Raw genomic sequence first — 12167 nt, 5'->3', positions numbered from 1 at the left:
TCCACACCCTCCCCCGCCCGCCCGTGCCCGCCCCGCCGCCTGTCGGTGCCCGCTGCCAGGATCTCCGGCATGCCCCTGTGCGACTACTTCTCCGCCGCGGACGACTCCGCCGCCCTCGCCGTCCTCGACGCCCCGGGCGGTCCGGCCGAAGGCGGGCTCGACACGCTGCCGCTCAAGGACGTCGACCCGGTGGTGGTGCTCGCCCGACTGGAGGCGGTGCTCACCGGCTGCCGGTACGAGGAGGCGCGGGCCCGGCCGCGGGCCGGCCTGCTGCTCTCCGAGCCGGAGGCCGAGGAGGCGTTCGTGGTCGCGGTGTCCGACACGCTGGCCGCGGCCCTCGCCGCCCTCCCGGCCGCCGAGCTGCCGGGGCGCGCCGCGGCCTGGTCCGGGTCCGGGGACCTCCAGGACGTCACGCCCGCCGAGGCCGCGGCCGCGCTGGACGCCCTGTCGGGGCTCGCCCGCCGGGCCCGCGCCGCCCACCACCGCCTCTACTGCTGGTGGGCGCTCTGACGTTCCGCCGGTCGGCCGGCCGCGACCAGGTCGGCGGCGGCGTCCCGCACTCTCGCCTCCCAGTCGCGCTGCGCGGCCGGTTCGGTCTGCGCCGCGCAGGAGGAGCAGCAGCACTCGACCGCCACCTCCAGGAACCGCAGCTCCGGTCCGGTCGCCTCGTCCACCCTCTCGTGCCACACCCCAGCCCGCGCCTCGACCGGGTCGATCAGCCCGCCGTGCAGCCGCCCGGCGAGGTCGGACAGCAGCCTGTTCTCCGCCTCGCCCGCCCCCAGGGCCGGTTCGCCGAGTTCGGCCAGCGCCCGCGCGAACAGCTCCGCCAACTCGACGGCCCGCTCCCGCCCCGAGCATCCGGCCAACTCGCCGAGCGCGGGCGCGTCGTGGCCCGCGACGAGCAGCCAGGCCGCCGCCAACGGCAGTTCCTCGGGCGGCAGTTGCCCCGAAGCGAGGCGCAGCGCAACCAGTCGTACGACGTTCATCCGGCCATCCTCCCAGCCGCTTCCCCGCCGCCACCAGCCGTTTTCCCACTGCCACCAGCCGTTTCCCGGCCGCCACCAGCCGTTTCCCGCTCCGTCCCGGCGCAGACCGGCCGGGTGCGGGCGGCGTAGGAGCGGGCGGCGAGCAGCAGGCCGCGGCCGAGGCCGGTGAAGGCGAGGCCGCCGAACTCGGTCATCCAGAGCAGGCCGGCGGTGCTGGTGAACGGCGGGGTGACGGACGGCGCGGGGAGGGCTCCGGTGGCGAGCAGCGGGGCGAGCGCGGTCAGGACGAGGCCGTACATGGCCAGGGGCGCGCCGGTCAGCCAGGCCGGGACGAGCGGGAGCAGCCGGGGGACGCGGCGGCCGCCGAGCAGCGGGAGCGGGCGCGGGAAGGTCTGGCCCCAGCGTTGGAGCAGTCCGAGCAGCAGCAGGACGCCGACGGCCGCCGCGAACACCGTGACGTCGACACCGAGTTCGGCGAGCGCCCGGGTGACGCCCGACGTTCCGTCGGCGGCGCTGGCGGCCCAGGCTTCGGCGGTGATGCCGAGCGCGTCGCCGCCGAGCGTCCAGACGGTCTTGACGCCGGCCCAGGGCAGCAGTCCGAGCAGCAGCAGGTAGGCGGCGGTGCGGGTGCGCCGGCCGGGCGGGGTGGGCGCGGGGTGGCGCAGTTCGCCGCCGGCGGGGCCGGGGTGGGGTTGTCCGCAGCGCGGGCAGCGGCCGGTGTGGCGGCGCCGGCGGGTGAGCGCGGTGAGGATCAGCAGGGTGGCGCCGGCCGTGTCGAGCAGGACCTGGGCCAGGCCGGTGGCGCTCTCCAGGCCGCTGAGGGTGGCGAGTTGGACGAAGTGGACCGGCAGTCCGCTGCTGCCCGCCGCGTACAGCGGGACGGTCACCAGCAGGACGGCCGTCACCGCGTGGCGCCGGTACCGGCCGCCGCGCTCCTCCCAGCCGGTGCCGGCGGCGACGGCCGCCGCCCCGGCGAGCAGGGCCGCCAGGGCCAGCGGGAGGAGCGCGGCGCGCGGGTACGCGGTGTGCGCGGTCCAGGGCACGGTGGTGCCGGCGGCGGCCCAGCCGAGTTGGGTGGCGGCGTCCGCCACGGCCCACAATCCGCTTGCAGCGGGCAGCAGTTGGAGCCACCCGCCGCCTCGCAGCACCCACCGCGTCCACCGCGTCCACCGCACCTGCCGCACCATGACTCTCCCCGACGTCCGTCCGCTGTCTGTCGGTTCGAGCCTCCCGCCCGCCGCCGCCGGGCGCCTCCTCCGTCCGGCCCGTCCGCCCTCCCCCGCCCGGACGAGGCCGCCGGGGCGGGGGCGGGCCCGCCGTATGAGTCCGGTTCCGCCTCAGGCAGGACCCGAACCCCCCTCCCCCGTAACGGACTTCAGCCGATCCGGGCGACCGGGACCCACAGCTGGGCGTGCGACTGCCCGGGGTCGTCCGGCAGCGGGCGGACCCGCAGGATCTCGGGGCCCGGCCGGTACTCGTACGGGTTGGACGGGATCCACTGCGCGGCCACGTCCGCCCACATCCGCTGCAGCGCCTGCGGGAACGGGCCGGTGTTCTCGAACACCGCCCAGGTGCCCGCCGGGCACTCCAACACGTCCAGGTCGGCGGGGAGTTCGGGGGATCCGCTGACCGTCGCGTGGTAGTAGTCGAGCAGACTGCCCTCGGCGAACCCGTCCGGCCCGTCCGGCCCGTCCGGCCCGTCGGGGCTCTCTCCGGGGAGCCGGAGGGTGACCGAGAGCAGGCCCTCGGGCTCCTGGTCGGAGAGCGCGGCGATCCGCCGGCTGGTCTCCGGCGGGATGCCCCGGACGTGTTCGAGGATGTGCGGGTTGACGCCCTCGTGGATCAGCGGGACGCGGGCCCGCCGGCCGACCACCCGGAACGCGTCCTTCTCGACGATGCGGTACTTCATGGTGCCACTCCCTTCGACGACGAGCCGGAAGGACAGCCGGGGCTGCGCGTTCAGCACCGCGCCACCGCGCCGCGCCTCCCCGGGGCCGACGCCGTGCAGCGCCCGGAACGCCCGGGCGAACGCCTCCCCGGAGCCGTACCCGTAGCGCACCGCGACGTCCAGCAGCGACGGTTCGCCGGCCAGCACCTCGGCCGCGGCGACGGTCAGCCGCCGGCGCCGGACGTACTCCGACAGCGGCATCCCCGCCAACGACGAGAACAGCCGCCGGAAGTGGTACTCCGACGTCCCGGTGATCCGTGCCAGTTCGGCCACGTCCACCCGCCCGTCGAGCTCCGCCTCCACCCGGTCCATCGCCTGGTTCAGCCGCTCCAGCACCCCGGCTCCCTTCCGTGCTCTTTCCTGTCACCGACCCTAGGGACCAGCCCCTCCCCCGCACCCGACATTCCCTGCCCGCTCCGATCGGGCCCCGGCCCCGCTCACGGCAGCACCGGCGCCGCACACCCGTGCCGCGCGGCCGAGGCCCGGGCGAACCCGGCGAGCGCGTCGCGCGCCGTGACGGCCGTCTGCTCGTCCTGGTACGACAGGAACACCGCCTCGCCGCCGGGGCAGGACGCGAAGGCCCAGCTCTTGGCCCCCTCCCGGCCTGCCCTTCCTCTCAGACCGGTGCTGGAAACACCGGCAGTGGACAGGCCGGCCCCGGCGAAGGGCGGGTAGTAGGCGAGCAGGCGGAGCGCCCTGCTCTTCCCGTCGGGCAGCAGGACGGTGCAGTCCTCGATCGGCGCGGTCGGGTCGGTCGGGGCCTCGCGCACCGGTCCGGGAATCCCGACGCAGGTGCCCTCGGTGCTGCCTCGTGGTACGACCTTGACGTCCGCCCGACCCGGCAGGTGCTCGATCCGGCCGCCGAGCGGGGCCCCGCACTTCCAGATCCGGTCGGCTCGGGCCGCGATGCGGCCGGCGATCCGGCCGAGCCGGGCCCGCTGCTCGGCGGAGGCGAAGTCGTCCTGCGGACCGTCGTGCGCCGCAGTCGGGTTGGCGGTCAGTTCGACGACCAGCCGATCGGGGTACTGCGTCCCGGTGCAGGCCAGCGCGAGCACGATCAGGCCCTCGTCCTCGCTGGTGGGCCCAGCCGACAGCACGCCGGCCCAGCCGGCTCCGACCGGTACGACCGGGGTCCCCTCCCGCTCCCCCAGGTAGTCGCGGCGGAGCGCCTGCAGGGATTCGACCGCCGACAGCGGAGCCCGCCCGATGCGGATCATCAGGGTGCCGTGCCGGTCCGGTGCCCGCACCAGGCACACGCTGCGATCCGACCGCCGCTCGAAGTCCTCCCCGTTCAACCGCCCGGCCCCGTCGAGCAGTTCCCGCACCTCGGCGGTGTCCACCGCCCCTCGGCACAGTCCCCGCAGCGCACGGCCGTCCTGCCACCGCTCGTACCCGCCGCCGAAGTACCACCCGGTCGGCGCGCCCACCAGCAGCAGGAACACCCCGAACCACGCCCAGCCCCGCCGACGCCGCCCCGCCCCGGGGGCCGCCGACGGAACCGGCGGCACGGGCGACGCGGTCGGCATCGGTGGCACGGACGGCCTGGGCGGGGGCGTCGGCTCGAACCGTCCCGTCGTCATCAGGGCCTCCTCAGTGCGCCCAGCGCGTTGTCGTAGGAGGTCCGGCCGGTGTTGTCGACCTGGAACAGCAGCACGCTGACCGCCGAACTGCTCGAACTGCCCTTCTCCCGCTGTTCCGCCCACTGCCTGATCTGCTCCTTGAGCTGGCCGCGCGATTCCAGGTCCTCCCGGCTGATCGCGTCCAGCGTCCTGTTCTCGTTGGCCTCCTTGGTGTCGTTCACCACCGAGGTGAGCCAGACGTCCATCAGCGGGTCGATGATGTCCTTGGCCGGACCGGTCGGGATGTCGGCCACGGACGCGATGCTCTGAATGACCTTGGTGTCCCACTCGACCTTGTCGTTGGCGTCATCGCGCATGTCGAGCCGGACGTCGTCCCGGATCGCGTCGTACACCATCAGGGCGGCGGCGCTCTGCTGGATCTGGGCGCTGCGCTGGTTCTCGCTCGCGCCGGGCGGGATGTCGGCCAGCGTCTCGGAGACCTTCCGGGTCTCGGCCAGGTGCATCACCGCGTACGCGTCGGGGTCGTCGGCCGCGCCGCGCATCACCCTGATCAGGGTGTTCTGGTTGACCGCGATGTGCGCCGAGCCGTCCGGCGTGGTGTACGGGGTGCCGTCGGCCGCGCCGGACGGCTGGCGGGCGTCGACGCCGCCGAACGCCGCGTGGGTGTCGTCCACGTAGTCGGCGAGCAGGTTGGCCACCGACACCTCCATGCCCTTCGGCACCCGCTCCTCCCCCGCCTCCGGCTTGAGCCCGACCAGGATCGCCTGCGCCGTCCGGGCCTGCGCCTCGGTGTGCCGCCGGTCGCCGTCGGCCTGCCCGGCCGGGTCGCCGGTGGCGGCCGCTTCGAGGGCGGGGCCGAGCGGGCCGGGGTCGCCCGGGAAGCTCGGGGACCTCCCGTCGTAGTACCAGACGCGTTCCTTGAGCAGGTAGTCGAGGTGTTTGTTGGATCCGTCCGGTCCGGGGTCGAGGAAGGCGGTGGCGGCCTGCGGGTTGTTGCCGAGGGCGACGGAGAAGGCCCCCATCGGGTCGCCGGTGGCCCCCTTCGCCGCCAGGTGGTCCCAGCTCGCCCCGGCGTCTTCCAGGCGCCACGTGTACGACAGGGTGGCGCCCTTGCCGCCGGCCTGTTCGGCGTCGACCAGCGCGCTGCCGTACTCGTTCAGGAACGCGCTGTCGTACCTGCCGGTGCGCATCAGGCTGCTCATCAGCTGGAAGCCGTTGGGCGAGTAGCCGGGGCCTTCGAAGCGCTCGGTGCCGAGGGCGGTCATGTCCTTCTTCCAGCCGGCCATCGCCTCGCCGTGGCCGTGGGAGGCGGTGGCGAGCGTCCCGCCGAGGGAGGTCTGGAGCCTGGTGAGCGCCTCGGCCCGTTCCGGCGGGAGGACGCCCGTCGGGTTGTGCAGCGGGTCCGGGTTGTTGACGCGGCGCCAGAACTCCATGGTGCCGCGCGCGCCGAGGCCGGTGGCGAAGGACTCGGCGAACGCCGGGTCGCCCTGGTGGGCCTCCAGCAGGGCGTTGAGCCGGTCGAGTTCGGCGGGGCCGAGCTGTTCCCGGCGGGCCAGGTCGAGTGCTTCGCCGAGGTCGCGGCGGGCGGCGTCGGCCTGGTCGAGGTCGGTGAAGGAGCCGGGGTTGAAGCCGCGGTCGTCCTCGCCGTTCGGGTCCTGGGCGAGGGCCCAGCTGAGGGCCTGGTCGGCCTGGGTGGCCCGGTTCAGGACTTCCTGGATCCGGGCGGCCATCGCGGTGGTGCGCAGTTGCCGGGTGAGGGCTTCGCCGAGGTCGAGGCCCTGCGGGCCGGCGTCCTCCTGGACGAGGTCGACGACGTCGCCCTGCGGGGTGATCCGCATCCGTTGGGCGGGGGCGTCGACCTCGGCGAGGCGGCGCAGCTCGCTCTGTGCCTGCCGGAACTCGCCGACCGCGTCGCCCAGCAGGGTGGCGATGTCGTGGGCTTCCTCGGCGGCGGCGTCGAGCTGTTCGGCGGCCCGGCGGACCTGTTCGCGGGCCCGGAGGGCGGCGCTGCCCTCCCAGCCGGCCGTCATCGGTTGTTCGACCCGCTGGGCGAGTTGGTCGCGCAGGCCGAGGAAGCGGCCGCGCAGGCCGCCCCAGTCCTCGGCGGCGGTGGTGACCCGGTCGAGCCGGGCCTGGGTCACGCCTTCGTAGGTGACCATCCGTCACCACACCTGTCGGGCGCCGGTGACCTGCCGGTGGGCGCTCTCGTCGGCGGCGCGGTAGTTGTCGGCGGTGCGGCGGAACCGTTCGGCGACGTCGGTGAGCCGGTTGCCGAGCGTGCTGATCTGGTCGCCCCAGCGGATCCAGCGCTCGCGCAGGGCCGGTCCGCTGTCCCACTGGCCGAGGGCGACGTAGCCGTCGGTGACCTCGCCCTCGACGGAGCGGCCGGTGGCGGTGAACGTTCGCGCGATGTCCAGGGTGTCGGCGGACCAGGCGCGCATGCGGTCCGGATCGACCCGGAGCGTTCCCGGTGGCAGGTCGGGATTGTTCCCGGTGATTTCCCCCATGATATCCCCCCAATAGGACGTCATATCGAGCCGTCGCCCCATCCTCCCCCGTGACGACTCGTTCACGACCCTACCAATGGGTGGTCAACCATCGGCAAAGAATGCACCGAAAAGCCCGCCACCAGCCATTTTCCCGCCCCCGCCGACCGGACGTTTCCGGGCGAACGAGCTGAAACCGGCTCAGCGCTCGACCGCCCGGATCAGCCCGGCCGCCAGGCCCGCCGCGATCGCCGACGTACGGGAATCGACGCCGAGTTTGTCGTAGATGTGCACGAGGTGCGTTTTGACGGTCGCCTCGCTGATGAACAGGCGCTTGGAGATCTGCCGGTTGGGCAGCCCCTCGGCGAGCAGTTGCAGGATCTCCGCCTCGCGCGGCGAGAGCGAGGGCCGGCCGGCCCGGACGCGGCCGAGCAGGCGGGCGGCGACCGGCGGGGCGAGGACGGTCTCGCCGCGGGCGGTGGCGTGGATGGCGGCGGCGAGGTCCTCGGGCGGGGCGTCCTTGAGCAGGTAGCCGGTGGCGCCGGCCTCGACGGCGGCGAGGATGTCGGCGTCGGTGGAGTAGGTGGTGAGGACGAGGACGGCGGGCGGGTCGGGCAGCGCGGTGATCCGGCGGGTCGCTTCGACGCCGTGCATGCCGGTGCCCATCTGGAGGTCCATCAGGACGACGTCGGGACGCCGGTCGGCGGGCAGTTCGGCGAGCAGGGCGAGCGCGGCGGCGCCGTCGGCGGCCTCGCCGACGGCGGTGACGTCGGGCAGGTCCTCGACCAGGGCGCGCAGGCCGCGCCGGACCACGGGGTGGTCGTCCACCACCAGCACCCGGATCACCGCCGCACCCCCGCACCCGCACCCGCACCCGCGAACGCGCCCACGAACGCGCCCGCGGCCCGCAGCGCCCCGCCCGCCGGCCGCCGCCCCGGCGCGGGCGGCTCGTCGATCCCGACAACGCCGCCCGACGGCTCACCGCCGCCCGACGGCTCGGCGGCGCCGACGACCGCCCGCAGCGGCAGCACCGCGGCGACGGCGGTGCCCTCGCCGGGCGCGGACTCGACGGTGAGGGTGCCGCCGAGCGCGGCGATCCGCTCGTGCATGCCGTGCAGGCCGAAGGAGTCGGGGGCGGGCGCGGTGGCGGGGTCGAAGCCGGTGCCGTCGTCGTAGACGTCGAGGGTGACGGCGTCGTCGAGGTAGCCGAGGGTGACGGCGATGTGCGCGGCGGCGGCGTGCCGGACGGCGTTGGCGAGGGCTTCCTGGGTGAGGCGCAGCAGCGCGACCTCGGCTTCGACGGGCAGCGGGTAGGGCTCGCCGTCGCGGTGGAAGGCGGCGTCGGCGCCGTCGGCGAGGCGGCGCAGCGCGTCGGCGAGGGTGGTGCCGTCGAGCGCGGGCGGGGTGAGGGCGTGGACGAAGCGGCGGGCTTCGGCGAGGTTCGCGGAGGCGGTCCGCTCGATCTCGTCCAGGAGCGGCGCGGCGGTGGCGGTGCTGTCGGTGCCGGCGGCCTCGCGGGCGAGCAGCACGATGCCGGCCAGGCCCTGGGCGAGGGTGTCGTGGATCTCGCGGGCGAGGCGTTGGCGTTCGGCGAGGCGGCCGGCTTCGCGCTGGCTGGCGGCGAGTTCGTCGCGGGTGCGGACGAGGTCGTCGATGAGCCGCTGGCGGGCCCGGTTCTCCCGGTAGAGGGCGGCGTAGCCGTACGCGGTGAGCAGGGCGACGGCGGCGCCGGCCAGCGGGCCGATGACCTTGGCGGTGGTGAGGCCGCCGGGGGTGGTGGTCTGGGCGGCGATGACGGCGGCGGTGAGCGCGACGACGGCGGGCAGGCCGAGGCGGGGCGGGAGGGCGTGCAGGCAGACGAAGTACAGCGGGAACGCGAGGTAGCTGAACTCGGGGTGTTCCAGGGTGAGTCCGATCCACAGCGCGGCGACGGCGAGCAGCCAGCAGGCGCCGAGCGTCCGCGACTCGCGGATCCGCCGCAGCGCGCCGCCGGCGGCGTACACGGCGGCGAGCGCTCCGGCGGTGGCCCAGCCGCCGGGCCCGAGCGCCCCGTCGGCGGCGGCGCGGGCCAGCAGCACGGCGAGCAGGGTGAAGAACAGGCCGTGCACGGCGAGGTTGGCCAGCCGCAGCGCGGGCGTCGGCCCGGCCGGGGAGGCGTGGGTGTCGTTCGAAGCGGCGGGCGGTGGTTCGGTACGGGGCACGCTGTCCGAGGGTACGGGGCGCGCGCACGCGCGGACGCCGCCGCGGCATCAACCGTTCGATGGATTTCCGGGTGCACCGCTCGACGGGTGCGCGTTCCCTCCCTCTCCCCGATGTCGCCGGCGCCCGCGCGGGCCAGGGTGGAAGCGTCCCGTCCCCGGTCCGTTCGAGAGGTCTCCCGTGTTCGTCGCTTTGCGTGACATCCGTTTCGCCCGTGGGCGGTTCGCCCTGATGGGCGCGGTGGTCACCCTGATCACGACCCTGGTGGTGTTCCTGTACGGCCTGACCGGCGGGCTGGCCTCGGCGGCGTCCTCGACGATCGCCGAACTCCCGGCGGACGGTGTGGTGTTCGGCGCCCCGGCGGGCGCGGAGGCGGAGGTGTCGTTCGCCTCCAGCACGGTCTCGCCGGAGCAGCGGGACGCGGTCGCGGCGGCGGGCGCGGCCGAGACGCACCCGCTGGGGGTGGCGATGTCGCGACTGACGACCGGGAGCGGCGCGGCCTCGGTGAGCGTGCTGGGCACCGACGCGGCGCTGCTGCCGCCGCTGTCCCGGGGCGCGGCCCCGCAGGACGGCCAGCTCGCGGTCGGCGCGGACACCGCGGCCGCGTACCACCTCTCCGTTGGCAGCCAAGTGACGCTGGGATCAAGGGAGTTGACCGTCTCGGCGGTGACCGCGGAGCGCTCGCTCTCGCACGCGCCGAGCGTCTGGACCACCCCGGGGACCTGGCAGCAGGTCTCCGGCCAGCACCAGCCCACCGCGCTGGCGGTGCGCGGCACGCCGCACGGCCTGCCCGCCGACCTGAAGGCGGTGCCGCTGGACGACGCGCTGGCGGGCATCAACGGGTACGCGGCCGAGCAGGGCAGCCTGCAGCTGATCCAGGGCTTCCTGTTCGCGGTGAGCGCCCTGGTGGTGGGGGCGTTCTTCACGGTGTGGACGGTGCAGCGCCGGCCGGACATCGCGGTGCTGAAGGCGGTGGGCGCGTCCAGCGGCTACCTGGTGCGCGACGCGCTGGCCCAGGCGGCGGCGGTCCTGCTGGGCGGGGCGCTGCTGGGCGGGGCGCTGGGCGCGGCCGGCGGGGCGTTCGCCTCCGCGGCGGTGCCGTTCGACGTGGGTCCGGCGACGGTCGCCGTGCCGGTGGCCGCGATGGTGCTGCTGGGCCTGCTGGGTGCGGCCCTCGCGGTGCGCCGGATCACCGCCGTCGACCCGCTGGCCGCCCTGGGCGCCAACCGCTGACCACCCGGACCGCCCGGACCGCCCGGACCACCTCGCCCGACCACCCACCCCGCCCGACCACCCACCCGCCCGGAAGGCCCCGCCATGACCACCTCCGCCCCCACCACCGCCGTCCGCACCGGCCTCGCGCTGCGCGGCGTGACCCTCACCTACCCGGACGGCGAGCACCGGCTGACCGCCCTGGAGGACGTCGAACTGGCCGTCGCGCCGGGCGAGTTCGCGGCCGTCGCGGGCCCGTCCGGCTCCGGCAAGTCCAGCCTGCTGGCGGTCGCGGCGACGCTGCTGCGCCCGGACCGCGGCGAGGTGCTGGTCGACGGCGTGGACGCGGGCGCGCTGGGCGAGCGCGACCGCACCGCGCTGCGCCGCGAGCGTCTGGGCATCGTCTTCCAGCAGTCGAACCTGCTGGCGTCGCTGACCGCCGTCGAGCAGCTGCTGGTCCTGGAGTCGGTGCGCGGCCGCCGCCCGGCCCGGGCCCGGGCCCGCGCCGAGGAGCTGCTGGAGTCGGTCGGCCTGGCCGGCGCCAAGCAGCGCCGCCGCCCGCACCAGCTGTCGGGCGGCGAGCGCCAGCGGGTGAACATCGCCCGCGCCCTGTTCGGCAGCCCGTCCGTCCTGCTGGTGGACGAGCCGACCTCGGCCCTGGACCACGAGCGCGGCGCCCAGGTGGTCGAGCTGCTCGCCGAGGTGACCCGCGCGCACCGCACCGCGACCGTGATGGTCACCCACGACCGCGACCTGCTGGGCCGCGCCGACCGGGTCCTCACCATGCAGGACGGCCGCCTCACCACCGCCGCCTGAAACCCGGAAGCCCCCTCCCGCCCGCAAACGCCCCCCGCCACGGAAAAGCCGCACCCGTCCCGGAAAAACCTTCGGCCCCGGCATCCCGCGTCAGCGGAACACCGGGGCCGAAAAACCCGGAACACCCGGGAACGCCCAACCGGTCAACCGGTCACCCGGTCACCCGACCGGCGCGCCCCGGAACCCTCAGCGGGCCGGCAGCCGCAGCGCGGTCTCCGGCTCGGCGGCCTGCTGCCCGGCGGCGGCCTTGTCGCCGACCGCCCACAGGTGGCGGATGTGGCCGAGGTGCCGGGTCATGCACTCCTGCGCGGCGTCGGCGTCGCCGGTGAGCAGCACGTCGAGCAGTTCGAGGTGCTCCTCGGCGGAGGCGACGAGTTCGCCCTGCTGGTCGAGCCGGTTGAGGCCGTAGAGCCGGGAGCGCTTGCGCAGGTCGTTGACGGTCTCGACGAGCCGGGCGTTGCCGGCCAGCGCGAGCAGGTCGAGGTGGAACTGCCGGTCGGCTTCCAGGTAGCCGATCAGGTCGCGCTTGCGGGCGGCCTCGACGATCGCCTGGGCCTGGGGGCGCAGGGCCTCCAGTTGTTCGGCGGTGGCGATCCGGGCGACCTGGCCGACGGTGGGGATCTCGATCAGGGCGCGGATCTCGGTGAACTCGTCGAGGTCGCGGTCGGAGAGTTCGGTGACCCGGAACCCCTTGTTGCGGACGGCCTCGACCAGGCCCTCGCGGGCCAGGTCGAGCATCGCCTCGCGGACGGGGGTGGCGGAGACCCCGAAGTCGGCGGCCAGCGTCGGGGCGGAGTAGACCACCCCGGGACGCAGTTCACCGGAGATGAGTGCCGCACGCAGGGCGTGGGCGACCTGGTCGCGCAGCCGCTCCTGCACGGAGATGAGGTTGCGGGGCTTGAGGTCGGCCATGGTGTTCCTCCGGAGGTCCAATCAGGGC

At 75.4% G+C, this 12167-nt stretch carries 12 protein-coding genes; 3 read left to right on the top strand and 9 right to left on the bottom strand.

The window, feature by feature from the left end; translation table 11 throughout:
* Nucleotides 1–69: 69 nt before the first annotated feature.
* Nucleotides 70–510 (top strand): hypothetical protein, encoded by a 441-nt coding sequence (locus KSE_RS33095; RefSeq protein WP_033259139.1) that lies wholly within the window; start codon nt 70–72, stop codon nt 508–510.
* On the opposite strand, the gene KSE_RS33090 is transcribed toward KSE_RS33095, so the two are convergent.
* The 8 genes from KSE_RS33090 to KSE_RS46040 form a co-directional block, all read right to left on the bottom strand.
* Nucleotides 489–986, bottom strand: coding sequence for a hypothetical protein (locus KSE_RS33090; RefSeq protein ID WP_014139748.1), 498 nt, complete (start codon nt 984–986; stop codon nt 489–491). The genes KSE_RS33095 and KSE_RS33090 overlap by 22 nt on opposite strands.
* Nucleotides 983–2077: a hypothetical protein gene (locus KSE_RS33085; protein WP_014139747.1), complete on the bottom strand. Its 1095-nt coding sequence runs from the start codon at nt 2075–2077 to the stop codon at nt 983–985. The genes KSE_RS33090 and KSE_RS33085 overlap by 4 nt, the downstream gene beginning before the upstream one ends.
* Before the next feature lie 284 nt (nt 2078–2361).
* Nucleotides 2362–3270, bottom strand: a complete 909-nt coding sequence (locus tag KSE_RS33080; protein ID WP_014139746.1) for an AraC family transcriptional regulator — start codon at nt 3268–3270, stop codon at nt 2362–2364.
* Nucleotides 3271–3371: 101 nt separating this feature from the next.
* A complete protein-coding gene (locus KSE_RS33075; protein ID WP_148283198.1) occupies nt 3372–4514 on the bottom strand; it encodes a hypothetical protein in 1143 nt (380 codons plus the stop codon).
* Entirely contained in the window at nt 4514–6673 is a 2160-nt protein-coding gene (locus tag KSE_RS33070) for a DUF6571 family protein (protein WP_014139744.1), read from the bottom strand. The genes KSE_RS33075 and KSE_RS33070 overlap by 1 nt, the downstream gene beginning before the upstream one ends.
* 3 nt (nt 6674–6676) lie before the next feature.
* Nucleotides 6677–7021, bottom strand: a complete 345-nt coding sequence (locus tag KSE_RS33065) for a WXG100 family type VII secretion target (protein WP_255519025.1) — start codon at nt 7019–7021, stop codon at nt 6677–6679.
* A gap of 180 nt (nt 7022–7201) precedes the next feature.
* On the bottom strand, nt 7202–7846 hold the full coding sequence (locus KSE_RS33060) for a response regulator (RefSeq protein WP_014139742.1): 645 nt from the start codon (nt 7844–7846) through the stop codon (nt 7202–7204).
* On the bottom strand, nt 7843–9201 hold the full coding sequence (locus tag KSE_RS46040) for a sensor histidine kinase (protein ID WP_014139741.1): 1359 nt from the start codon (nt 9199–9201) through the stop codon (nt 7843–7845). The genes KSE_RS33060 and KSE_RS46040 overlap by 4 nt, the downstream gene beginning before the upstream one ends.
* A 178-nt stretch (nt 9202–9379) precedes the next feature.
* Here KSE_RS46040 and KSE_RS33050 point away from each other — a divergent pair, with 178 nt between their 5' ends.
* Both KSE_RS33050 and KSE_RS33045 read left to right on the top strand, forming a co-directional pair.
* A complete protein-coding gene (locus tag KSE_RS33050; RefSeq protein ID WP_014139740.1) occupies nt 9380–10432 on the top strand; it encodes an FtsX-like permease family protein in 1053 nt (350 codons plus the stop codon).
* An 84-nt stretch (nt 10433–10516) separates the two neighbouring features.
* Entirely contained in the window at nt 10517–11227 is a 711-nt protein-coding gene (locus KSE_RS33045; protein WP_014139739.1) for an ABC transporter ATP-binding protein, read from the top strand.
* Nucleotides 11228–11413: 186 nt separating this feature from the next.
* On the opposite strand, the gene KSE_RS33040 is transcribed toward KSE_RS33045, so the two are convergent.
* Nucleotides 11414–12139, bottom strand: a complete 726-nt coding sequence (locus tag KSE_RS33040; protein WP_014139738.1) for a GntR family transcriptional regulator — start codon at nt 12137–12139, stop codon at nt 11414–11416.
* Nucleotides 12140–12167: the final 28 nt, after the last annotated feature.

The organism is Kitasatospora setae KM-6054, from assembly GCF_000269985.1.
GTDB lineage: Bacteria > Actinomycetota > Actinomycetes > Streptomycetales > Streptomycetaceae > Kitasatospora > Kitasatospora setae.
This window is presented reverse-complemented; position numbering and strand designations above follow the sequence as displayed.